Source organism: Streptomyces sp. B15, from assembly GCF_018070605.1.
In the GTDB taxonomy this organism is placed as follows: domain Bacteria; phylum Actinomycetota; class Actinomycetes; order Streptomycetales; family Streptomycetaceae; genus Streptomyces; species Streptomyces smyrnaeus.
This window is the reverse complement of record NZ_JAGPXJ010000004.1, coordinates 13,521-35,055: the sequence shown is the minus strand read 5'-3', so window position 1 is coordinate 35,055 and position 21,535 is coordinate 13,521. Positions and strand designations below refer to the sequence as shown.

The following is a 21,535-nucleotide window of genomic DNA, read 5'->3' as shown; positions in this document are numbered from 1 at the left end:
TGCTTCCGAAGCTTCGGGGACACCGGGTCCCCCCGAGCCGGGCCCGGCTAACCTCAGGGCCGACCTACCGGTCTTTCGGTGACGAACCGTGTTTAACCGGCACATCCCCTGGAACTCCGTGGCCCGTGTGGCTCCTGAGACCGCCGGGGGTGTACGCCCCGCAAGGCGATACCGAACTGCTGATCGAAGCGCTGACCGATGCCGCCGTCCCCCGGGGCGCCCGGATGCTGGATGTGTGCACCGGCACCGGTGTGGTGGCCCTGACGGGCGCGCGGCTGGGCGCCGCCGAGGTACACGCCGTGGACGTCTCCACCCGGGCGGCACTGGCCTCCACCTGGAACGCTCGACTGCGGGGACTGCCCGTCCGGGCCCACCGCGGTGACTTCCTGGAGCGCGCCGAGGGCCGCTTCGACGTGGTGACGGCCAATCCCCCGTATGTGCCGCACGCACCGACCGAGGAGCGGGGCGGCGGGCGCCGGGCCCGCGCCTGGAACGCGGGGCGGGACGGACGCAGGGTGCTGGACCGGCTGTGCGCGGCCGCACCCCGGCTGCTGGCCCGCAACGGCGTCCTGCTGGTGGTGCACTCCGCGCTCAGCGGACCGCAGCGGACACTGGACCTGCTGCACGACGCCGGGCTCAAGGCGGCGGTGACCTCCCGCCGTACCCAGCCGTTCGGTCCCGTACTGCGCGCACGCGCGCAGTGGCTGGAGGAACAGGAACTGATCGCCCCCGGACAGCGACACGAGGAACTGGTGGTCATCCGTGCCGACCTCACCCGATGAGCCGCACCCGCAGCGCAGCGAACGACGCCGTGTGACGCTGGAGCAGGGCGGGCCCGTGCTGGTGGAGGGGCCGGTGGAGGTCCGGCTCGACGACGGGAGCACGGTCGTCTCCGACCGCTTCATGACAGCCTTGTGCACCTGCCGCCGCAGCCGCACCTATCCCTGGTGCGACACCAGCCACCGCCGCCGCTCCCGGACCCGCTCCGGCGCGACCGGCTCCCCTGCGACGGAGACGAACGGCGCTCCTGGGCCCGCGCGGGCCCAGGACTCCGACCCCCGGAAGCCCGGTAGGTGACCGGTAGGTGATGCGCTCCCCGCTGTGGGTCAGGGCAGCGGGGTGCCGCCGGTGGCGTTGAGGATCTCCGCCGTCACATAGTTGGCGTCCTCGGACGCGAGGAAGACATAGCCCGGTGCCATCTCGGCGGGCTGCGCGGGCCGCTGCAGCAGGCTCTTCGCCCCGAACTCGGAGGTGTCCGGGAGCGTCGAGGGGATGAGCGGCGTCCATACGGGCCCCGGCGCGACGGCGTTGACGCGGATGCCGCGCTCGGCCAGATTCTGCGCGAGGCCCTGGGTGAAGGTGACGATGCCGCCCTTGGTCATGGCGTAGTCCAGCAGATGCGGCTTGGGCTGGTACGCCTGTACGGAGGTGCTGTTGATGATGCAGCCGCCCTCCGGGATGTGGGCGAGCGCCAGCTTGGTGATGAAGAACATGCCGTAGAGGTTGGTGCGCACCACGCGGTCGAACTGCTCGGTGCTGATGTCGTCGATCCCGCCGGACTGCGCCATCTGGTAGGCGGCGTTGTTGACGAGTACGTCGATCCGGCCGAACTCTCCCGCCACCCGCTCCACCAGGCGGCGGCACTCGGCCTCCTGGCGGATGTCGCAGGGTACGGCCACGGCGCGGCGGCCGGCCTCCTCCACCAGCCGGATGGTCTCCTGGGCCTCGTTCTCCTCCTCCGGCAGATGGCTGAAGGCGACGTCGGCGCCCTCCCGGGCGTAGGCCAGCGCGACGGCACGTCCGATGCCCGAGTCCCCGCCGGTGATCAGGGTGCGCCGGTCGGTCAGCCGGCCGCTTCCCCGGTAGGTGCGCTCACCGTGGTCCGGGCGCGGCTCCATCGCCTCGGTGTCACCCGGATGGGCCTGGTCCTGTTGCGGAAACTCCGGCTTGGGGTGCTTGTCGGCGGGGTGTCCGCCGGTTGCCGGGGTGTCGTTGCCGTCTGCGCTCATCTCTCCTCCTGGCGGTGGTCGGTTCGGGTCGGTGCGCGGCCCGCCCACCCCGACGGGCGGGGTGGGCGGTGGTTGTCCCGGTCCCGCCGCCGAGGTCAGCCGACGGACGCGGGGAAGCGGTCCCAGGCGCGGTGCTCGGCCAGCAGCCCGGTGATCCGCTCGAAGACGGACCGCGGGTCGTCGGCCACCACGACGCCTGCCGCGTCCTGCGGGCACCCGGCGGCGGCGAGCACATCGGCGCCGTCGCTCCAGGCGCCCAGCGCCTTGGCGTGCCGGAACGCCTCGGAGATCAGCAGCAGGACCCGCGGGTCGATGCCGCCGCTGCCGGTGTGCAGGCCCGCCTTGGCGTCGCGGGCTCCGTAGGCGTCCTTGCCGGTGCCGGGCGCGCCGGCGATCAGTACGGCGTCGAACTCGACGGAGCGTGCGTTGGCGAAGGTCCGCTGGATGACGACGGAGCCGCCCTCGCCCGTCAGTTCGCCGCCGTGCGGGGCGATGACGAGCGGGACCATGCCCTGGTCCCCGATGGTGGTGCGCAGCGTGGCCAGCGCGGCCAGGTCGCTGTTCTCGTCGGCGACGATGCCGATGACACGGCCGGCGGTCGGCCAGGTGTGGCCGAGCTGGGAGAGCGCCGGGCTGGGCTCCACCTCGGGCAGCGGGCCCGAGGGCTCGGGCGCGGGCAGTCCGAGACCGGCCGCCACTCCGGCACACAGCTCCGGGTCGATGTCGGCGAGCGCCCGCAGTTGGCGTTCCTTGATGGACTGCTCGTAGCACTTGCTCAGCTCGAAGGTGTACGCGGCGATGACGTGCTCCCGCTCGACCGGGCTGAGGCTGAGGTAGAAGCGCCGTGGGTGGCTGGTGTGGTCGCTGAAGGACGCGGGGGCCGCCCGCACCTTGGACGACTGCGGAACGTTGACCGGGGCCTCCACATAGGCGCCCTCGCCGGCCCCCGCCAGGAAGGGGCAGCCGCCGTCCAGCGAGTTGGGGCGGTAGGGGGCCACCCCGCGGTGCACGGCCGTCTGGTGCATGCCGTCGCGCGTCATGTCGTTGATCGGGGCGTGCGGCCGGTTGATGGGCAACTGGGCGAAGTTGGGGCCGCCGAGGCGGGTGATCTGGGTGTCGATGTACGAGAAGAGCCGGCCGGCCAGCAGCGGGTCGTCCGTGATGTCGATGCCGGGCACCAGGTGGCCGGGGTGGAAGGCGACCTGTTCGGTCTCGGCGAAGAAGTTGGAGGGGTTGGCGGTCAGCGTCATCAGCCCGATGGGCTGCACCGGCGCCCACTCCTCGGGCACGATCTTCGTCGGGTCGAGCAGGTCGACGCCCTGGAAGGTCTGCTCGGGCGTGTCGGGGAAGGTCTGGATGCCCAGTTCCCACTCCGGGAAGGCACCCGCCTCGATGGCGTCGGCCAGGTCGCGGCGGTGGAAGTCGGGGTCCACGCCGTTGGTGATCTGGGCCTCTTCCCAGGTCATCGAGTGGACGCCCAGCTTGGGCTTCCAGTGGAACTTCACCAGGGTGGTGCGGCCCTCCTCGTCGACCAGCCGGAAGGTGTGGACGCCGAAGCCCTCCATCATCCGGAACGAGCGCGGGAGACCGCGGTCGGACATGTTCCAGATGGTGTGGTGGGCTGCCTCGGTGTGCAGCGAGACGAAGTCCCAGAAGGTGTCGTGCGCGCTCTGCGCCTGCGGGATCTCCCGGTCCGGATGCGGCTTGCCGGCGTGGATGACGTCGGGGAACTTGATCGCGTCCTGGATGAAGAAGACCGGGATGTTGTTGCCGACCAGGTCGAAGGTGCCCTGCCCGGTGTAGAACTTCGTCGCGAAGCCGCGGGTGTCGCGCACCGTGTCGGCGGAGCCGCGGGAGCCGAGCACGGTGGAGAACCGGACGAAGACGGGCGTCTCGACGTCCTTGCCGAGGAAGGCCGCCTTGCAGATCTTCGACGCGGTGCCGTAGCCGCGGAAGACACCGTGCGCGGCGGCGCCACGGGCGTGCACCACCCGCTCCGGGATGCGTTCGTGGTCGAAGTGGGTGATCTTCTCACGGAGATGGTGGTCCTGGAGGAGTACGGGTCCGCGCTCACCGGCCTTGAGGGAGTGGTCGGTGTCGTAGAGCCGCAGGCCCTGGGCCGTGGTCAGCCGGCTGCCCGTCTGGGCCCGCACCGCCGGGTCCACTCCCCCGGCCTCCGGCCCGGAGGTGTTTCCAGGGTGCTCGCCGGTGGCGGAGTAGACCTCGGGTCCCGACTGGTCCTGCTTGGGCGGCAGGGGCTCGCGCGGAGTGGTCGGCTCCTCGACGGGGGGCGCTTCGGGCGCGGGACGGCCGGGGATGAACGGCTCCCCTTCGTGCTGGTTCTCGTGCGTGGGGCCGGCCATGGGAGGACCTCCAAGAGCGTGAGAGACGGACCACCGCAGGGGTAACCGGGCCGCCCAGCTCCGAAACGGGAGGAGTCGGAAGTATCCGCTGATGCCGCAGGGTGCGACGGCCGTCGGTCATGACGCGCCGTCACCCGGATATGCCGCCCCGTCAGTCGGCCTCCGGCAGGCACACCTCCAGCACTCCGTCGTCCCGCACCCGCGTCTCGAAGCTGGGCTGCGGCGCCGTGGCCGGACCGCTGACGTTCCAGCCGTCCGACAGCCGGAAGGTGCTGCCGTGCCACGGACAGGTGACACATCCTTGAGCCACCGTCCCCTCCGACAGCGGCCCCGACTGGTGGCTGCACCGATCGGCCAGCACCCGTACCCCGCCGGAGGGCTCGCGGTAGACCAGCAGCTTGACCTCGCCCAGCGAAGCGCTCGCCGCCTGGCCGACCGGAAAGCCGTCCACCTTGCCCACCGGGTGCCAGCCCGGCTCCACCAGGTGCTGCACCGGTTCTGCCTTGTTGGGGCCCGCCGCCTGCCGGTAGGCCAGATGGCCGCCGATCAGCCCGCCGAGTCCGGCGGCGGTCAGCCCGCCGAAGCCGAGCAGCCGTCCCCGGCACTCGCGGCCGCGCATCCGGGCCGTCAGCGAGGCCGCGTACAGTCCCAGGGCGGCGGAGTTGGCCAGCGCGTGGACGAGACCGGTGCGCAGCTGCGGCTTGTGCAGCTCGGCCCAGTCGGCGGCGCCCGTCCAGGCGGCCGGGAGCGCGGCCACCATCCCGGTGCCGATCAGCACCCGGCTGGCGCGGCGTGTGCCGGGCAGCAGGTCGAGCACTCCCGCCGACATCCAGGCGCCGATGGGCAGCTGCACCAGTGCGGGGTGCAGCGGGTGGCCGAGCCATCGGCCGTGCAGTACGTCGCGCAGTCCGCCCAGCGGGAGCTTCCTGACGGCGTTCTGCAGCGAGCTGATCGCGGGATCGAGAGCGCTGGCCCTGCCCAGCGCGTCGAGCGGCCCGGTGAGGGGCAGCCGGTCCAGGCCGTTCTCCACGGCGCGAACGGCCGGAGGGGGTTTCTCCTGCTCGTCGCTCACCGGATTTTCGTTACTCAGCGCTTCGGACGACATACCGCTCCGGTTGCCACACCTGGCCGCGGACAAACGGTCTGCGGCGCGCACCACTCCGTCAGCCGCCGGTCCGACACGCCCTTGGCCGGGCCCGCCCCCTGTTTCGGCGCCGCACGCCGGGGGACCCGGCTGAAGTCCACTGAGCAGAGAGGAGTCGAGATGACTACGGCACGCGACATCATGTCCCCGGGCGCCGACTGTGTGCAGTCCGACCAGACAGCGGCGGACGCGGCGGAACTGATGACCGAGCTGGGCGTGGGCGCGCTGCCCATCTGCGGGAAGGACAACAAGCTCAAGGGCGTCGTCACCGACCGCGATCTGGTGGTCAAGGTGCTGGGGCCCGGCCGCGATCCGGCCACCTTCCCCGCCGGCAGCCTGAACCAGGCGGAGGCCGTCACCATCGGCGCCGACGACAGCGCCGAGGAGATCCTGGAGACCATGTCGCAGCACAAGGTGCGGCGTCTCCCGGTGATCGACGGCGATCAGCTCGTCGGGATGGTCGCGGTCGCCGATGTCGCCCGCTCCCTTCCGCACACGGACACGGGCCGGCTGGTGGACGCCCTCTCGGAGGACTGAGCGGGCAGCACCGGCCGCGGTCGCTCGGCACACCGGGCTCCTCCCCCGCGGGCCGCTCGGGCCCGCGGGTTCGGGCTGTCCGGATCCGGTGGGCCGCCGTTGGTGTGCCACGGCGGGGGCGTACGAGGCAACGGGCTACCCGGGAAGTTTGCCCCCGGGGCGGCGGGGCACTGAGGTATGCGGTCTTCAAGGAGGGCGACCGCATGACACACTCTCGGGCCCGTGCCGCCCGGCGGGCCGCGCTGCGCAAGACCGCCGAGCGCGGCTTCGAGGCCGCGGAACAAAGACTTCCCGTGGCGGCGGGCGGTAAGGCACTGCTGCGCAAGGCGTTCCCCGAGCACTGGTCCTTCCTGCTCGGGGAACTGGCTCTCTACAGCTTTGTGGTGCTGTTGCTGACGGGGGTCTACCTCACCCTCTTCTTCGACGCGAACATGACCGAGATCCGCTATCACGGCGCCTACCGGCCGCTGCGCGGCGAGCTGATGTCGGCGGCGTACGCGTCGACGCTGAAGATCAGTTTCGAGGTGCGGGGCGGGCTGCTGGTCCGTCAGGTCCACCACTGGGCCGCGCTGATCTTCGTGGGCGCCATCGGGCTGCACATGCTGCGGATCTTCTTCACCGGGGCCTTCCGCAAGCCCCGGGACGTCAACTGGGTGATCGGGCTGACGCTCTTCGTCCTGGCGCTCGCCGAGGGCTTCTCCGGCTATTCGCTCCCCGACGACCTGCTCTCGGGCACGGGGCTGCGTATCGCGGAGGGCATCATGCTCTCCATCCCCGTGGTGGGTACGTACATCGCGCTGTTCGTCTTCGGCGGTCAGTACCCCGGCCACGAGATCATCGACCGGCTCTATCCGCTGCACATCCTGCTGATCCCGGGGCTGCTGGTCGGGCTGATCGTGGTCCACCTCATCCTCGTCGTCGTCCTCAAGCACACGCACTGGAGCGGGCCGGGGAGAACCGACAAGAACGTGGTCGGGCATGCGATGGTGCCGCAGTTCGCCGCCCGTTCGACGGGGCTGTTCTTCATGGTCGCGGGGGTGCTGGCCGTCCTGGGCGCGGTGGCGCAGATCAACCCGGTCTGGAACTACGGGCCCTACAAGACCCACCAGGTCTCGACCGCCGCGCAACCGGACTGGTATGTCGGCTTCCTGGAGGGGTCGCTGCGGCTGATGCCGCCGTTCGAGACGACGCTGTTCGGGCACACGGTGATGTGGAACGTGCTGGTGCCCGCCGTCATCCTGCCCGCGCTGCTGTTCCTGGTGCTGTACATGTATCCGTTCTTCGAGCGGTGGATCACCGGCGGGGACGAGACACCGCATGTGTGCGACCGGCCCAGGAACCGCCCCGTGCGCACCGCGCTGGGCGTGGCCGGAATCACCTTCTACGGTGTTCTGCTCATGGCCGGCGGCAACGACGTCCTCGCCTTCACCTTCGACATCTCCTTGAACGGGCTGACGTGGGCATTCCGCGTGCTGCTCGTGGTGGGCCCACCACTGGCGTACCTGCTGACGAAACGGCTGTGCCTGTCCTTGCAGCAACGGGACGCCGAACGCGTCATCGAGGGCGAGGAGACCAGCCATGTGCGGCAGTCGGTGGAAGGCACCTTCAGCGCCGATCACGAACCGCTGCCCCAGGGGGAGAAGTTCCGGCTGGCGGCCCAGCGCTTCCCGCCTCCGCTGGAGGTGGACGCGGCGGCGAGCCGCTCCGCCCGGCTGCGGGCCGCCCTCAGCCGGTGGTACTACACGGATTCACCGGCCCGCCAGTGGCGGACCATCGACCACCAGCGCGAGCGCGCCCAGACCGCGGTCTCCGGGCTGCGGGCCGAGCAGCGCGCGGGCCGCTCGGTCAGCGATCGGTCTGCGCGTACTGGAAAACGAAGCCGAACACTCCGGCGCCGGTGACACCGGCACCGATCAGGGCCAGCCACAGCCCGAAGACGGTGCCGGTGCCCAGCACCGCCACGCCGAGCGCGGTCAGCACCGGGTAGGGGCTGCCCGCCGGGAAGAAGCCCATCGGCCCGCCGCGTTCGTGGATCTCGCCGCTCCTGCGGTCCTCGGGGCGGATGCCCCGGCGCTTGTACTGCACCATGAGGAAGAACGAGACCAGCGAGGCCATCAGGCAGGCGATCAGCACTGCGGCGGTGCCCGCCGGGTCGTCGCCGTAGAGCGCGTAGGGAATGGTGACGCAGGCGAAGAAGAGTGCGACGCCCGCGAAGAGAATGGCTTCGAGCTTCATGAGGGCAGCCTCTTTGTCGGTGTGTTCTTGGAGGCGGGATCCTGCAGGCCGGGCGTTCCGGAGGTGGGTGGTCCGGCGTCGGCGTCGGGACGCACTCCTGGGCTCTCCGGGGCGTCCGGGGCCACGATGGCCACGTCCTCCTGTGCCTCGGGGTGGTGCAGCCAGAAGGCCGGCGAGTCGGAGCGGATGTTGGGCAGTGCGACGAAGTTGTGCCGGGGCGGCGGGCAGGAGGTGGCCCACTCCAGGGAGCGCCCGAAGCCCCAGGGGTCGTGCCCGGTGACCTGCTCGGCGTGTGTCGTCGTCCACCAGACGTTGTAGAGGAAGACCAGGGTGGAGACGCCGAGGGTGAACGCGCCGATCGAGGAGACGGTGTTGAGCACGGTGAAGCCGTCGGCGGGCAGATAGTCGGCGTACCGGCGCGGCATGCCCTCGGCTCCGAGCCAGTGCTGCACCAGGAACGTGGTCTGGAAGCCGACGAGCGTCAGCCAGAAGTGCACCTTGCCCAGGCGTTCGCCCAGCATCCGCCCGGTCAGCTTCGGCCACCAGAAGTAGAAGCCGCCGAACATGGCGAAGACGACCGTGCCGAAGAGGACGTAGTGCAGATGCGCCACGATGAAGTAGCTGTCGGTGGCGTGGAAGTCCAGCGGCGGGGAGGCGATCAGCACGCCGCTGAGCCCGCCGAGGAGGAAGGTGACGAGGAATCCGACGGCCCACAGCATCGGCGTCTCGAAACTGAGCGCGCCCTTCCACATGGTGCCGATCCAGTTGAAGAACTTCACCCCTGTCGGCACGGCGATCAGGAAGGACATCAGGGAGAAGAACGGCAGCAGCACGGCCCCGGTGGCGAACATGTGGTGTGCCCACACCACGGCGGAGAGCATGGTGATGGTGGCCGTGGCGCCGACCAGCCCGATGTAGCCGAACAGCGGTTTGCGGCTGAAGACCGGCAGAATCTCGCTGACGATGCCGAAGAACGGCAGCGCGACGATGTAGACCTCCGGATGCCCGAAGAACCAGAACAGGTGCTGCCACAGGATCGCCCCGCCGTTGGACGGATCGAAGATGTGGCTGCCGAACTTCCGGTCCGCCTCCAGCGCCAGCAGCGCCGCCGACAGCACGGGGAAGGCGAACAGCGCCAGGATCGAGGTGAACAGCACGTTCCAGGTGAACAGCGGCATCCGGAACATCGTCATCCCCGGGGCGCGCAGGCAGATGATGGTGGTGATGAAGTTGACCGACCCGAGGATGGTGCTCAGCCCGGCCACGGAAAGCCCCATGGTCCACAGGTCACCGCCGGTACTGGGGCTGTACTTCGGCCCGTTGAGCGGCGCGTAGGCGAACCAGCCGAAGTCCGCGGCGCCGTTGGGCGTCAGGAATCCGCCGATCACCATGAGGCCGCCGAACAGATAGACCCAGTAGGTGAAGGCGTTGAGCCGTGGGAAGGCCACATCGGGCGCACCGATCTGCAGCGGCATGATGGCGTTGGCGAACCCGGCGAACAGCGGCGTGGCGAACAGCAGCATCATGATGGTGCCGTGCACCGTGAACAACTGGTTGTACTGCTCCTGGGAGACGACCTGCATCCCGGGGTGGGCCAGCTCGGCCCGCATCACCATGGCCATCGCGCCCGCGGCGAGGAAGAAGCAGAAGGACGTGACGAGATACAGGTTGCCGATCACCTTGTGGTCGGTCGTCGTCAACCACCGCAGCACCATGCCGCCTCCGTGATTTGGCCGAACAGTGTGGCCGGCCCGTCGGCTCGTCCGCCGGGCCCTCGCCGTGGTCACGCGTCGCCGTGCCGGGGGAAGGTCACGGGGGCCGCGCCCCCGCCCCGGCAACCTGCGAGCACCGCGATCGGCGCGCTCGGCCGACCCGCCGGACGGGCTCAGGCTCAGGTAGGAGTAGCCCACTCGCCGATACCGAAACCGGATCGGCGTGAGATGAACACCGCTGCCTGTGAACCACCCCGTGCGGGCGAGCGTGTGCCCGCACGGGACCAGCCCGCCCGTCGCCCGTACGGGCTAGCGGCCCCGGGCGACGCGCAGGGCGCGGCCCGCGGCGAACGCTGCCCCCGCGGCCACGGCGGCGGGTGCGGCCAGGCGCGCGGCGCGGCGGGGCCAGGCCGGCGCGGGCTTCCGGGTCGGCTCGGCGGCACCACTGGTGCCCTGGTAGGCACGCTTGACCAGTTCGGCGAGGTGCACCGGTTCACTACCGAAACCGGCGGCGGCCAGCTGGGTCTTGCAGGAGAACCCGTTGGCCACCACTGTCGTGCCCGGGGCGGCGTCGCGGACGGCGGGCAGCAGCGCCTGTTCGCCGCAGTCCATGGAGATGCCGTACTTGCCCTGTTCGAAGCCCCAGGACCCGGCCAGCCCGCAGCAGCCGCCGGTCAGGTTCTCGGTGCGGAGGCCGAGCTTGTCCAGCAGTTTCCGGTCGGCTTCCGTGCCGCCGGTGGCGAGCTGGTGGCAGTGGCCCCACAGCAGGGCGTCGCCGGCGCCGGTGGTGTCCGGAGCCGTGTCCTGGTCCTCGGGGGCCGCGCCGGTCCCGGCCGGCCGGGGCGGGGTGATGCCGTAGGTGTCGAAGAACTCGGCGAAGTGCAGGGCGTTGGCCGCCAGCCGGCGGGCGTCGTTGTCGTGCGGGAGCAGCTTGGTCAGCTCGTCCTTGAAGACGGCCAGGCAGCTGGGTTCCATACCGACGACGGGGGTGTCGGCGCGCAGGTGGGGGCGGAGCGTGTCCAGGACGTTGTGCAGATAGCGTTCGGCGGCGTCCAGGAAGCCGTAGTCGTACAGCGGGCGCCCGCAGCACACGTGCTGCTCGGGCATGACGACCGACCAGCCGGCTGCTTCGATCGCCTCGACGCAGGCGACGCCGACGTCCGTGTCGAAGTAGTTGTTGAAGGTGTCGGGGAACAGGACGACCGGGCGACCGCCGGGGTTGGCCGTGCCGCCGCGCTGCCGGAACTTCGCACCGCTGAAGCGTCATCGGGGCGAAGGTCGGCAGCGGCCTGCGCCGGTCGATGCCCGCGACGAGCTTGGCGATCCGGCCGAGCAGCGGTGCGTGGGTGGCCAGGTTGGCGGCCTCGGGCAGCCGGGAGGCGAGGCGGGACGCCTGGTCGATGAAGCCGAAGGCGTAGGCGTACCGGGGGCGCCACCTGCGGGCCGACTTGAAGTGGTGGTGCAGGAACTCGGCCTTGTAGGTGGGCATGTCCACGTTGACGGGGCAGTCGTTGGTGCAGCCCTTGCAGGCCAGACACAGATCGAGCGCGTCGTAGACCTCCTTGGACTGCCAGCCGTCCTCGACGGTCTCGCCGCGCAGCATCTCGTGCAGCAGCCGGGCCCTGCCGCGGGTGGTGTGCTTCTCCTCCCGGGTGACCTGGTAGCTGGGACACATGGTCTGTCCTTGGGACGCGTCGGGCACCCGGCAGGCGCCGATCCCCACACAGCGCAGGCTGGCGTGGGCGAAGTCGCCGTCGTCCTCGGTGTAGGCGAACTTGACCTCGGGCCTCGGCGGGTTGAAGTCGGGGCCCAGCCGCAGGTCCTCGTCCAGCCGGTAGGCGTCCACGACCTTGCCGGGGTTCATCTTGGCCTCGGGGTCCCAGATCTGCTTGAACTCCCGCATGGCCTGGACGAGTTCGCTGCCGTACTGCCGCTCCAGCAGCTCACCGCGCTGCTGTCCGTCCCCGTGCTCGCCCGAGAGGGAGCCGCCGAAGGACGAGACGAGGTCGGCGGCCTCCTCCATGAACGCGCGGTAGTCGGCCATCCCCTCGGCGCTGAGCAGGTCGAAGCTGATCCGGGAATGGATGCAGCCCTGTGCGAAGTGCCCGTACATGGCGGCGCGCAGCCCGTGCTTGTCGAGCAGTCCGCGCAGTGCCGTGACGTACTCGCCCAGCCGGGCCGGTGGCACCGCGGAGTCCTCCCAGCCGGGCCAGTGGTCGCCGTCGGGCGGGAAGGCGGTGGCGCCCAGCCCGCTCTCGCGGACCTTCCACAGGTTCTTGGCGGTCTCCTCGTCCTCGTCGCTGGTGGTGATGCGGTCGGCCGCGTAGCCCCGCTCGCCCGTCAGCCAGTCCCGGAAGCGGTGCGCCTGGGCGTGTGCTTCCTCCTTGGTGTCCGCGCCGAACTCGACGAGCAGCCAGGCGGCGCCGCCCTGCCTGGGCAGCTGTTCGAGGGAGGCGAGGTTCATGTGCTGGAGTTTTCGGTCCTCGATGAGCTGCTGGTCCAGGGCTTCCAGGCCGATCGGGCGGAACTGGTGGGCGCAGATGTTCGCGTCCTCGGCCGCGGCGGCGATCTGCTCGTACTCGACGACGACCAGCGTCCGCTGCAGCAGCGCCGGGGTGAGCTTGACCTGCGCCTGGAGGACGGTGGCGCAGGTGGACTCGGTGCCGACCAGGGCGCGGGCGACGTTGAACCCGTTCTCGGGCAGCAGTTCGTCCAGGTTGTAGCCGGAGACGCGGCGGGGCATCTCGGCCACCGAGGGGAAGCCGGCCCGGATGGCGTCAGCGTACCGGTCGCGCAGGTCCCGCAGCTTGGCGTAGATCTCGCCCTTGGGCCCGCCCGCGGCGATGATCGACTCCAGCCCCTCCTCCTCGTCGACGCCGACCCAGAAGCGGTCGCCGCCGTAGGTGACGATCTCCAGCGCCTCGACGTTGTCGGAGGTGCGCGGCCCCGGCCCGTACAGCTGGGACTGCACGGAGTGGATGCCGCAGGAGTTGTTGCCGATGTTTCCGCCGAGCACACAGCGGGAGTGGGTGGAGGGGTCGGGGCCGAAGACGAGGTTCCAGGCACCGGTGTGCCGGTTCAGCTCCTCGTTGATGACGCCGGGCTCGACCGTGACATGCCGCTCCTCGGCGTCGACCGCGCCGATGCGGGTGAGGTGTTTGGAGTGGTCGATGACGACGGCGTAGTTGACGGTCTCCCCCGACAGGCTGGTGCCGCCGCCGCGGTTGAGGATCGGGGCACCGTACTCGCGGCAGATCCGGTGGGTGGCGACGACGTCCTCAGGTGTCTTCGGGACCACCACGCCGATCGGCACCTGGCGGAAGTTGGAGGCGTCGTGGGCGTAGAGCCCCTTGGCGGAGCTGTCGAAGCGGACCTCGCCCTCGATCTCCTTGCCCAGCGCCCTGGCCAGCTTTCCGACGGCGATCACCTGACGGGCGCGGGGCGGCCCCGCCACCGCGGGGTCGGTCTTCGCGGGGACCTCCTCGGTACGTGAGGTGCGGGGGCGGGTGCGGTCGGGCGTCTTGGCCATAGCGGGTCGCCTTCGGTCGCGTGCGGTCGTTCCCTTCGTGCGGGCGTTCGCCCGGTGGCGGTGATGCTCAGCCGGGCCGACGGCCGCGGACCCGGTACGGCTCGGCGTCCGCCCACCGCATCTCCAGGCCGAGCCCCGGCCGGTCCCGCGCCGGGCGCAGCGCCCCGTCGACCGGCCGCCGCACCCCGTCGAAGAGCAGTTCCTCGACCCGCACGTGGTCGTGGAAGTACTCCAGATGGCGCAGCCGCTCCACGGCGCAGAAGGCGTGGGCCGAGACGGCGGGTGCGCAGTGCGCCGACAGGTCCACACGGTGCGCCGCGGTCAGCCCCGCGACCTGGAGCAGCCCGGTGATACCGCCGCAGCGCGTCACGTCCGCCTGCAGACAGTCCACGGCTCCCGCGTCCAGCAGTGCGGTGAAATCGCCCAGGACGAATCCGTACTCCCCCGCCGCGATCTCCAGCCGCCCCGGGCCCTGGTCACGCAGCAGTCGAAGGCCCGGGGTGTCCTCGGAGCTGACCGGCTCCTCCAGCCACCGCACGTCCCACTCCTCGGCCAGCCGCCGCGCCCAGTAGAGGGCTTCCTTGCGGGTCAGCGCCCCGTTGGCGTCGGCGTACAGCTCCACGTCCGGGCCGATGGCCTGGCGCGCCGCCGCCAGCCGGGCCGGGTCCTGCTCGGGGTGGCGGGAGGTCTTCAGCTTGACCCGGGGGATGCCCTGCTGCGCCCAGCCGGAGAGCTGTTCGGCCAGCCGGACCGGGGGATAGTTGGTGAAGCCGCCGCTGCCGTAGACGGGCACCTGGTCGTGCAGGGCGGGCAGCAGCTGGTGGAGCGGCAGCCCCAGCAGCCGCGCCTTGAGGTCCCACAGCGCGATGTCGACGGCGGAGACGGCCATGGCGCCGAGCCCGGGCCTGCCCGCGTTGCGTACGGCGGCGAACATCCGGTGCCACTGGGCCGCGGGCGCGAAGACGTCGCCGCCGCGGACGACGGGGGCGAGCTGGGAGTGGATGAACCCGGCGATCGAGTCGTCACCGTAGGTGTAGCCCAATCCGGTGAACGGCCCGGCGTGTGCCTCCACGACGACGGCCGTGGTGGCCTCCCAGCGCAGCGTGCCGTCCTCCTCCGCGCCGTCGGGGCCGTCGGTGGGCACCCGGAAGGCGTGGAGGGTCAGATCGTCGACGGTCACCCGGCCCGACCCGGCCACCTGCCGCGCTGCACCTTCGGTGGTCACCCTGTGCTGTCCCCTTCCGCTGTCGGCGTCCTCCTCCACCCCGCGCGGCACGGGCCGCGCGGGGTCAGGGGTACCTCGTCGGCGGCCCGTGAAACGGCACCGGTGGCTGAGCAGCGACTTGTTTGCAGCCCTGCGCAGCGTGGGACCCGGCTGCGGACCGTCGCGTCGACCATGTGAATGGGGAGTAGCAATGGCGCAGCAAGTAGCCGACTACGTTCTTCAGCGCCTCCGCGAGTGGGGTGTGCACCGGGTCTACGGGTACCCCGGCGACGGCATCAACGGCATGCTGGGCGCCTTCGACCGCGCCAAGGGGGACCCGGAGTTCATCCAGGCCCGGCACGAGGAGATGGCGGCGTTCATGGCGTGCGGGCACGCCAAGTTCACCGGCGAGGTCGGAGTCTGCGCAGCCACGTCCGGGCCCGGCGCGATCCATCTGCTCAACGGGCTCTACGACGCCAAACTGGACCACCAGCCGGTGGTGGCGATCGTCGGGCAGCAGAAGCGGCTCGCACAAGGCACCCACTACCAGCAGGAAGTCGGGCTCGAACAGCTCTTCTCCGACGTGTCGGAGTTCTGCCAGATCGTGATGCACCCGGGCCAGATGCGGCATGTCATGGACCGCGCGTTCAAGACGGCGCTGACGACCCGTTCCGTCGCCACGGTCATCATTCCCGAGGACATCCAGGAGTCGGATGCCCAGCCGTCGCCGCCCAAGACCCACGGCTCGGTCTACTCCAGCGTCGGCTGGAGCCAGCCGCGGGTGCTGCCCAACAAGGAGGAGCTGCGCAAGGCCGCCGACATCCTCAACGAGGGCCGAAAGGTCGCCATCCTCATCGGCCAGGGCGCCGCCAACGCCGAGGCCGAGGTCGTGGAGGTCGCCGAGCTGCTGGGCGCCGGGGTCGCCAAGGCGCTGCTGGGCCGCGAAGTTGTCCCGGACGATCTGCCGTTCGTGACCGGCCCGATCGGGCTGCTGGGCAGCAAGGCGAGTGACGACATGATCATGAACTGCGACACCCTGTTCATGATCGGCAGTAGTTTCCCGTATGCCGAGTGGCTGCCGGACGAGGGCCAGTGCAAGGGCGTCGAGATCGACATCGACGGCCGGATGATCGGCATCCGCTACCCCATGGACGCGCACCTGGTCGGCGATTCCAAGGAGACGCTCCGGGAGCTGATCCCGCTGCTGCAGCGCAAGGAGGACCGCTCCTGGCGCGAGAAGATCGAGGAGAACATCCGCACCTGGAACACCGTGCTGGAGAAGCGGGCCTCGCAGACCTTCGACGGCAAGATCAACCCGCAGGCGGTCGCCCACCAGGTCTCCTCGATGCTGCCGGACGGCGCCATCCTCACCGCGGACTCGGGTTCGGCCACCAACTGGTGGGCGCGCCACATCAAGCTCCGCAAGGGAATGCAGGCATCCCTCTCCGGCACTCTGGCCACCATGGGCCCGGGGGTCCCGTACGCCATCGCGGCGCGCTTCGCCTATCCGGACCGGCCGGTGATCGCCTTCGTCGGCGACGGTGCCTTCCAGATGAACGGCATGAACGAGATGATCACCGTCAAGCGGTACGCGGACCGGATGGCGGGCTCGCCGCCGCTGATCTTCTGCGTCCTCAACAACCAGGACCTCAACCAGGTCACCTGGGAGCAGCGCGCCATGGGCGGCGACCCCAAGTACGAAGGCTCCCAGTATCTGCCGGACTTCCCGTACGCCGAGTACGCCGAACTCGCGGGGCTGCGCGGCATCCGCTGCGACGACCCGAAGAAGGTCACCTCCTCCTGGGAGGAGGCGCTGGCCGCCGACCGTCCGGTCGTCCTCGAGTTCGTGGTGGACAACGAGATCGCGCCGATCCCGCCGCACATCATGAAGGAGCAGGGCAAGAAGGCTGCCAAGGCGGCAGTTCGCGATCCCGAACGTACCGGGATCGCCACCCGGGGCTTCCGGCAGAAGCTGACGGAGGTCTACGAGAATCTGCCGGGCCGCAAGCACGACTGACCTGACGCAAACGTGCAAACTCAACCGGGTCTCGTAGCAGGCCGGTTGTGGCGGACACGGTCCGGGGGCTGGAAGTGGGCCCCCGGACCTTCGCCAATTCAGCCGTCTGACTGACGGGTCGTCGCCGCCTCGCTACCGTGAACGCCATGGACGACAGGGACGCCGACCCCGCCGACGCCTGGCCGCTCCCTCCCGTGTGGATGTGGGGGTGCGAGAAGTGCATCGAGCTGTACAAGGCGATGAAGCACGCCTGCGAGGTGACCAACGCCGCTCGTGAGGAGTACGGGCCGGCGTTCGACTGCGACCCGTTCGACACGGTTCTCACCAGCCAGATCCGCCTCGCCGAGCACCTGGCCACCCAGCACACCGAAGAGGTCCCCGACAAGGACCCGGCGTGCGCCAAGTGCGTCTCCCCCGAGCTGGTCCATCTCCCCGAGCGTTTCGTCCTGGAGCACCGGGCCCGCCATCTGTTCGCCCCACCCAGCATCGTCGATCTGCTGTGAGGCGGCGGCACCGCCGCACGACGGGCCCCGGCTCCCGGCCGACCGCTACGCCGTCGGCTTGAGGCCCACCGCCGCCCAGCAGCCGACCTCCTCGGGGCTGATGGAGCCGGGCGGGCGGCGCATGCCGTCCTGACTGTCGACCATCTCCGGGCGCCAGTCGCAGGTGGCGACGATCCCGGGCTCGACGAGGGTGAGCCCTGTCGCGGTGAAGAACTCGCGGACGTCCTCGGTGCCGCGCAGCTGCACGGTGATGCCCTGCGCCCCGTAGATGTCGACGACCTTGCGCAGGGTGACGTCGAGTTCGTCGGTGCCGTGGGACAGGATCAGCGCGCTGCCCGGTACCAGCGCGTCCACGAGGGTGCGCACGATGCCCTGCGGATCGTCCGCGTCACCGATGAAGTGCAGCAGGGCGACGAGGGAGAGGGCGACGGGCTGGTCGAAGTCGAGGGTGCCGCGGGCGTGGTCGAGGATGCGCTTGGGGTCCCGCGCGTCGGCTTCGATGTAGTCGGTGGCGCCCTCGGGGGTACCGCTCATCAGCGCTCGGGCGTAGGCGAGCACGATGGGGTCGCTGTCGGCGTAGACGACCCGGCAGGTCGGGTTCTCGCGCTGGGCGACCTGGTGCAGGTTGGGGGCGCTGGGGATACCGGTGCCGATGTCCAGGAACTGCCGGATGCCCTGTTCACGGGCCAGATAGCGGACCGCACGGTGCATGAACTCGCGGTTCTCCCGGGCCGCGGTGGCCACGTTGGGGAACGCCGCCATCGCCTGTGCCGCAGCCTGGCGGTCCGGACCGTAGTTGGTCTTGCCCCCGAGGAAGTAGTCGTACATCCGGGCCGAGTGCGCCTTGGCTCCGGTCGACTCGGGCATCTGGTGGCTCATGAGCGGCGGCTCCTGGGTAGGGGAACGAGCATGAACTCTCCGGGCCCGTCTGGCATATGCGGGCCTGTTCGAGACAACTACTTTCGTACACGCGGGGTTTGAAATCCAGGGAGCCCCCCTCGGAACGATGGCCCAAGTCCCGACAGCGCGGTGGCGGTACGGCCGGATGGGCTGCACGGAACCCGATTTCAGGCGCCGCAGGTGTTGACAGCCCGAAGGTGGAGCTCTTCACTGGTGCCGCGTTATCGAACGGTGAACGAAATATCGAACATTCGCCCAGGCCGAGGAGCCACAGCACCGATGACGACGAGCAGACGCACCCTCCTGGCGGCAACCACCGGCATCGCGACGGCAGCCGCCACCACGACGGCGGCCACGGCCGCCGCCCCCACGACAGCCGCCCGAGGCTCACGGACCGGCAGCCACCGACCCCCGACCCGTGAGCACTTCGGCACCCTGGAGAACGGCGACCGCGTCGACCGGTGGACGCTCGCCAACGGCGGCATCCTGCTGCGGATCCTCTCCTACGGCGGCATCGTCCAGTCCCTGGAACTCCCCGACCGGCGGGGCAGGACGGCGAACGTGTCGCTCGGCTTCGACTCCCTGGACGGCTATGTGGCGGACAGCCCGTACTTCGGTGCCCTGATCGGCCGCTACGGCAACCGCATAGCGGGTGCGAAGTTCGCCCTGGACGGGAAGACGTACCAACTGCCCGCCAACGACGGGCCCAACAGCCTGCACGGCGGCACCAAGGGCTTCGACAAGCGGGTGTGGGACATCGAGCCGTACCGCAGCGGCGGCGATGTCGGCCTCACCCTGCGGTACGTCAGCAAGGACGGGGAGATGGGCTACCCCGGCACGCTGCGCACCCGGGTCCGCTACCTCCTCACGCCGCGCGGTGAGCTGTGTATCGACTACACGGCGACGACGGACAAGGCCACCGTCGTCAACCTCACCAACCACACCTATTTCAACCTCGCCGGCGAGGGCAGCGGCAGCATCGAGAGCCACCGGCTCCGCATCGCCGCCTCCCGCTACACCCCGGTCGACGACACTCTCATCCCGACCGGCGAGCTGGCGCGGGTCGCCGGGACACCGTTCGACTTCCGGCGCTCGAAGCCCATCGGGAAGGACCTTCGCGACGGCCATCCGCAGATCCTGCGCGGCCAGGGATTCGACCACAACTTCGTGCTCGACAAGGGCCGCACCGACCGCCCGCGTCCGGTGATCTCGGTGACCGAGCCCGACTCGGGCCGCACGATGCGGGTGGCCACCACCGAGCCGGGAGTGCAGTTCTACAGCGGCAACTTCCTCGACGGCACGCTCAAGGGAAGCTCCGGCCGCGTCTATCGCGCGGGGGACGGCTTCTGCCTGGAGACCCAGCACTTCCCCGACTCCCCCAACCAGCCCGACTTCCCGTCGACCGTGCTGCGCCCCGGGCACACGTACCGCTCCTCCACCGTCTACTCCTTCGGCACGGACGGAGGGCGCTGAGGGGGCTCCCGAAGCGGTTCGAGCCCCGGTGGGGCCGGACGGCGAACCGTCCGGCCCGACTCCCGCGCCCTCCCCGTGACCGTCATCGCACGCGGCTGCTCGTCCGGCAGCACTGCTGCGTCACCCGTCGGCAGTCCGCCCCCTGACGCGGGCCCTGGCTCTGTCGTACAGGCCCTTGAGGATCAGCACGGGAAACAGCACGGCGCAGCTGATCGGGAGCCCCCCGACGATCAGCAGGAACGCCCCCATGAAGAGCACGATGAACAGAGCCTTGCCCCAGCCGTCGCCGGCGTAGGCTTGGTCCTGATCGGTGCCGGTGAGCCAGTTGTCCGGCTCGGCGCGGATCAGCCGGGCCTCGACCGTGCGGCCCGCCTCGCAACCGCCCTCCACATGCACGCGGATGTCCTTCAGGGGCGCGCCGCCTGCCGCGGGAGCGAAGTCGCCGAAGCAGTGCGTGACCGTGCTGCTGCCGCCCCGGCCGCCGCCCTCGACCACCCGCTGGGACCGGTTGACGATGACGGTGCCCCGCTCCCCCGACCAGTCGAGTCCGGCCGCCGTGACTCTGGCCGAGTACACGGGTACGTCATTGATGAGATGCCCGAAGAACCAGGCGAGGGGCAGACAGATCAGCAGCCACATCCACAACAGCGGACCGACCGCGATCCCTCCCCCGCTCCACGCCCTGCCCCAGGCTCGGACCGCGCTCCTGGACTGTTTACCGCCCGACTGCTTCCCCCCGGCCACACACCCATTGTGAGGTATCCGAACAGCACGTCGACCTCGCTCCCAGGCAGCACGGCAGCCGGTCGCGCGGTGGGGTCACTTGCCCTTGGCGAGCTGATCGACCCGCGGCACCGAGAGGCCGAGCAACTCCGCGATCTCCCGGAGCTTCATGTTCTCCCGCAACTCGACCACCGCCTCACCCCGTACCGACTTCACGCGCCGGGCCGCTTCGGGCAGCAGGTCGTCGGCCAACGCCCGGGCCGTGACCTCGCGGTCGACCGGGTCGGGGATGGAGTCGAGGCAGGCAAGCGCGGCTTCGATATGAGCAGCCATGGCCGCGCGCACTCCGGGCGCCACCTTCGGGAGGGGAGCGGGCGTGTCGGTCATACGGTAAGCCTACGACCCTCCGCAGACCTCTTCTACCCCCTCTTGATTTCCTTCTAGCCCCCCTCTAAAAAAGGTGGATGCGCCGATGGTAGGGGGTCTTCATGAGCAAAGGGGACGTGACCCTCATCCTCACGGCAATCTCAGCACTGTCCAGCGTGATCATCGCGATCGGGACCATCACCTCCGTCTGGATCGCCCGCGAGGCGATCAAGCAGCGCCGCAAACACCGGCGCTGAACCGGTAGGCGGCCGCGCCCACCTCATCGGAGCCCCCAGCGGTGGTTCGCCGTCGCCACCTTCAACGACATCACCTCGGCACGGGTGGCTGCCCGCAACTGCTGCGGATCAGCCGTCCACGCGGGCTCGCCAGGGCGTACGAACCGCACCGTGCCGTCCTGCTCGATCGAGTGAACTACACCCGCCGTACGACGGGCGAGGTCGGCGACGACCTCGCCCCGACGCCATCCGATACGGCTCAACGCGCGTGCGGCGCGCACAGCGCCTTGGCCAGCTTCTCGGCCGTCGCCAGATTGCACCCGCCCAGCTCCAGAAGCGGCCCCCGCAAGGTGCTGTTCGCGGCGTCCACACAGGAGGCCAGGTCCACCCGCAGCGAGGGCAACACGATGTCCGCCCCGACGAGCGCGACGCGGAGCCGTTCGCATGTCTCCTCCGCGTCGCGGAGCTTGGCCAGTGTCGGGTTCTCGTGACGGCTCTCTGCCATGGAACTGCGCCTTTCTTGAGGGACTTTCACGTTCTGTGGTCCCAGCGTGGCGCTCCGGACATAGCCTTGTGGAGAGCAA

Annotated in this window: 20 protein-coding genes and 2 pseudogenes; 8 read left to right on the top strand and 14 right to left on the bottom strand. The window is 70.3% G+C overall.

Annotation, left to right across the window (positions count from 1 at the left end; all coding sequences use genetic code 11):
* The first annotated feature begins 149 nt into the window (after positions 1 to 149).
* Together KBY19_RS03555 and KBY19_RS36160 are read left to right on the top strand one after the other, a co-directional pair.
* A complete protein-coding gene (locus tag KBY19_RS03555) occupies positions 150 to 782 on the top strand; it encodes a HemK2/MTQ2 family protein methyltransferase (protein ID WP_307842263.1) in 633 nt (210 codons plus the stop codon).
* Positions 763 to 1,077, top strand: a complete 315-nt coding sequence (locus tag KBY19_RS36160) for a CDGSH iron-sulfur domain-containing protein (protein WP_307842264.1) — start codon at positions 763 to 765, stop codon at positions 1,075 to 1,077. Before KBY19_RS03555 ends, KBY19_RS36160 begins: the two co-directional genes overlap by 20 nt.
* Before the next feature lie 29 nt (positions 1,078 to 1,106).
* On the opposite strand, the gene KBY19_RS03545 is transcribed toward KBY19_RS36160, so the two are convergent.
* The 3 genes from KBY19_RS03545 to KBY19_RS03535 form a co-directional block, all read right to left on the bottom strand.
* The gene (locus KBY19_RS03545; RefSeq protein WP_099885208.1) at positions 1,107 to 2,009 is read right to left on the bottom strand and encodes an SDR family oxidoreductase; all 903 of its coding nucleotides are present in this window, start codon (positions 2,007 to 2,009) and stop codon (positions 1,107 to 1,109) included.
* 95 nt (positions 2,010 to 2,104) lie between these two features.
* Positions 2,105 to 4,372: a catalase gene (locus tag KBY19_RS03540; protein ID WP_210965129.1), complete on the bottom strand. Its 2,268-nt coding sequence runs from the start codon at positions 4,370 to 4,372 to the stop codon at positions 2,105 to 2,107.
* A 151-nt stretch (positions 4,373 to 4,523) separates the two neighbouring features.
* Positions 4,524 to 5,354, bottom strand: a complete 831-nt coding sequence (locus tag KBY19_RS03535) for a Rieske (2Fe-2S) protein (RefSeq protein WP_247690566.1) — start codon at positions 5,352 to 5,354, stop codon at positions 4,524 to 4,526.
* 282 nt (positions 5,355 to 5,636) lie between these two features.
* Between KBY19_RS03535 and KBY19_RS03530 the strand changes: the two genes are divergently transcribed.
* Together KBY19_RS03530 and KBY19_RS03525 are read left to right on the top strand one after the other, a co-directional pair.
* Positions 5,637 to 6,053 carry a CBS domain-containing protein gene (locus KBY19_RS03530; protein WP_099885205.1) on the top strand — a complete coding sequence of 139 codons (417 nt, stop codon included), beginning with the start codon at positions 5,637 to 5,639 and terminating at the stop codon, positions 6,051 to 6,053.
* A 203-nt stretch (positions 6,054 to 6,256) separates the two neighbouring features.
* Complete coding sequence (locus tag KBY19_RS03525) at positions 6,257 to 7,954, top strand: ubiquinol-cytochrome c reductase cytochrome b subunit (protein WP_099885204.1); 1,698 nt, start codon at positions 6,257 to 6,259, stop codon at positions 7,952 to 7,954.
* Here the strand turns inward: KBY19_RS03525 and KBY19_RS03520 are convergent.
* The 6 genes and pseudogenes from KBY19_RS03520 to KBY19_RS03505 form a co-directional block, all read right to left on the bottom strand.
* Positions 7,899 to 8,288 (bottom strand): cytochrome c oxidase subunit 4, encoded by a 390-nt coding sequence (locus KBY19_RS03520; RefSeq protein WP_210965128.1) that lies wholly within the window; start codon positions 8,286 to 8,288, stop codon positions 7,899 to 7,901. The two genes, KBY19_RS03525 and KBY19_RS03520, sit on opposite strands and share 56 nt — an antisense overlap.
* Positions 8,285 to 10,003: a cytochrome c oxidase subunit I gene (ctaD, locus tag KBY19_RS03515; protein WP_185018503.1), complete on the bottom strand. Its 1,719-nt coding sequence runs from the start codon at positions 10,001 to 10,003 to the stop codon at positions 8,285 to 8,287. The genes KBY19_RS03520 and ctaD overlap by 4 nt, the downstream gene beginning before the upstream one ends.
* A gap of 306 nt (positions 10,004 to 10,309) precedes the next feature.
* Entirely contained in the window at positions 10,310 to 10,489 is a 180-nt protein-coding gene (locus KBY19_RS37425; RefSeq protein ID WP_307843431.1) for a hypothetical protein, read from the bottom strand.
* A gap of 519 nt (positions 10,490 to 11,008) precedes the next feature.
* A pseudogene (locus KBY19_RS37420) lies at positions 11,009 to 11,107 on the bottom strand (hypothetical protein); the annotation flags it as partial.
* 442 nt (positions 11,108 to 11,549) lie between these two features.
* Positions 11,550 to 13,529, bottom strand: a pseudogene (locus KBY19_RS36150) (FAD-linked oxidase C-terminal domain-containing protein); the annotation flags it as partial.
* A gap of 67 nt (positions 13,530 to 13,596) precedes the next feature.
* Positions 13,597 to 14,754, bottom strand: a complete 1,158-nt coding sequence (locus KBY19_RS03505; RefSeq protein ID WP_307842266.1) for an enolase C-terminal domain-like protein — start codon at positions 14,752 to 14,754, stop codon at positions 13,597 to 13,599.
* Positions 14,755 to 14,944: 190 nt separating this feature from the next.
* Here KBY19_RS03505 and KBY19_RS03500 point away from each other — a divergent pair, with 190 nt between their 5' ends.
* Together KBY19_RS03500 and KBY19_RS03495 are read left to right on the top strand one after the other, a co-directional pair.
* Positions 14,945 to 16,750, top strand: coding sequence for a thiamine pyrophosphate-requiring protein (locus KBY19_RS03500; RefSeq protein WP_099885200.1), 1,806 nt, complete (start codon positions 14,945 to 14,947; stop codon positions 16,748 to 16,750).
* Between the two features lie 146 nt (positions 16,751 to 16,896).
* The gene (locus KBY19_RS03495) at positions 16,897 to 17,253 is read left to right on the top strand and encodes a hypothetical protein (protein ID WP_099885199.1); all 357 of its coding nucleotides are present in this window, start codon (positions 16,897 to 16,899) and stop codon (positions 17,251 to 17,253) included.
* Between the two features lie 45 nt (positions 17,254 to 17,298).
* Here KBY19_RS03495 and KBY19_RS03490 read toward each other — a convergent pair whose 3' ends face one another.
* Positions 17,299 to 18,132 (bottom strand): SAM-dependent methyltransferase, encoded by an 834-nt coding sequence (locus tag KBY19_RS03490; protein ID WP_210965127.1) that lies wholly within the window; start codon positions 18,130 to 18,132, stop codon positions 17,299 to 17,301.
* Between the two features lie 300 nt (positions 18,133 to 18,432).
* Here KBY19_RS03490 and KBY19_RS03485 point away from each other — a divergent pair, with 300 nt between their 5' ends.
* Entirely contained in the window at positions 18,433 to 19,626 is a 1,194-nt protein-coding gene (locus KBY19_RS03485; RefSeq protein WP_185018500.1) for an aldose epimerase family protein, read from the top strand.
* A gap of 120 nt (positions 19,627 to 19,746) precedes the next feature.
* Here the strand turns inward: KBY19_RS03485 and KBY19_RS03480 are convergent, their stop codons facing one another.
* Both KBY19_RS03480 and KBY19_RS03475 read right to left on the bottom strand, forming a co-directional pair.
* On the bottom strand, positions 19,747 to 20,265 hold the full coding sequence (locus tag KBY19_RS03480) for a hypothetical protein (RefSeq protein WP_210965126.1): 519 nt from the start codon (positions 20,263 to 20,265) through the stop codon (positions 19,747 to 19,749).
* A gap of 180 nt (positions 20,266 to 20,445) precedes the next feature.
* Positions 20,446 to 20,736, bottom strand: a complete 291-nt coding sequence (locus KBY19_RS03475) for a hypothetical protein (RefSeq protein WP_099885195.1) — start codon at positions 20,734 to 20,736, stop codon at positions 20,446 to 20,448.
* 101 nt (positions 20,737 to 20,837) lie between these two features.
* Between KBY19_RS03475 and KBY19_RS37155 the strand changes: the two genes are divergently transcribed.
* Positions 20,838 to 20,972 (top strand): hypothetical protein, encoded by a 135-nt coding sequence (locus KBY19_RS37155; RefSeq protein ID WP_280635082.1) that lies wholly within the window; start codon positions 20,838 to 20,840, stop codon positions 20,970 to 20,972.
* Positions 20,973 to 20,995: 23 nt separating this feature from the next.
* On the opposite strand, the gene KBY19_RS03470 is transcribed toward KBY19_RS37155, so the two are convergent.
* Both KBY19_RS03470 and KBY19_RS03465 read right to left on the bottom strand, forming a co-directional pair.
* Positions 20,996 to 21,214 (bottom strand): hypothetical protein, encoded by a 219-nt coding sequence (locus KBY19_RS03470; protein WP_210965125.1) that lies wholly within the window; start codon positions 21,212 to 21,214, stop codon positions 20,996 to 20,998.
* Positions 21,211 to 21,456, bottom strand: a complete 246-nt coding sequence (locus KBY19_RS03465) for a hypothetical protein (protein WP_210965124.1) — start codon at positions 21,454 to 21,456, stop codon at positions 21,211 to 21,213. The genes KBY19_RS03470 and KBY19_RS03465 overlap by 4 nt, the downstream gene beginning before the upstream one ends.
* Between the last annotated feature and the right edge of the window lie 79 nt (positions 21,457 to 21,535).

Coding starts and splice junctions, on each gene's coding strand:
- ctaD (WP_185018503.1), bottom strand. CDS start 10,003: ATGGTGCTGCGGTGGTTGACGACGACCGACCACAAGGTGATCGGCAAC.
- KBY19_RS03530 (WP_099885205.1), top strand. CDS start 5,637: ATGACTACGGCACGCGACATCATGTCCCCGGGCGCCGACTGTGTGCAG.
- KBY19_RS03495 (WP_099885199.1), top strand. CDS start 16,897: ATGGACGACAGGGACGCCGACCCCGCCGACGCCTGGCCGCTCCCTCCC.
- KBY19_RS03490 (WP_210965127.1), bottom strand. CDS start 18,132: ATGAGCCACCAGATGCCCGAGTCGACCGGAGCCAAGGCGCACTCGGCC.
- KBY19_RS03545 (WP_099885208.1), bottom strand. CDS start 2,009: ATGAGCGCAGACGGCAACGACACCCCGGCAACCGGCGGACACCCCGCC.
- KBY19_RS03485 (WP_185018500.1), top strand. CDS start 18,433: ATGACGACGAGCAGACGCACCCTCCTGGCGGCAACCACCGGCATCGCG.
- KBY19_RS03500 (WP_099885200.1), top strand. CDS start 14,945: ATGGCGCAGCAAGTAGCCGACTACGTTCTTCAGCGCCTCCGCGAGTGG.
- KBY19_RS03540 (WP_210965129.1), bottom strand. CDS start 4,372: ATGGCCGGCCCCACGCACGAGAACCAGCACGAAGGGGAGCCGTTCATC.
- KBY19_RS03525 (WP_099885204.1), top strand. CDS start 6,257: ATGACACACTCTCGGGCCCGTGCCGCCCGGCGGGCCGCGCTGCGCAAG.
- KBY19_RS03475 (WP_099885195.1), bottom strand. CDS start 20,736: ATGACCGACACGCCCGCTCCCCTCCCGAAGGTGGCGCCCGGAGTGCGC.
- KBY19_RS03465 (WP_210965124.1), bottom strand. CDS start 21,456: ATGGCAGAGAGCCGTCACGAGAACCCGACACTGGCCAAGCTCCGCGAC.
- KBY19_RS03520 (WP_210965128.1), bottom strand. CDS start 8,288: ATGAAGCTCGAAGCCATTCTCTTCGCGGGCGTCGCACTCTTCTTCGCC.
- KBY19_RS03480 (WP_210965126.1), bottom strand. CDS start 20,265: ATGTGGCTGCTGATCTGTCTGCCCCTCGCCTGGTTCTTCGGGCATCTC.
- KBY19_RS37155 (WP_280635082.1), top strand. CDS start 20,838: ATGAGCAAAGGGGACGTGACCCTCATCCTCACGGCAATCTCAGCACTG.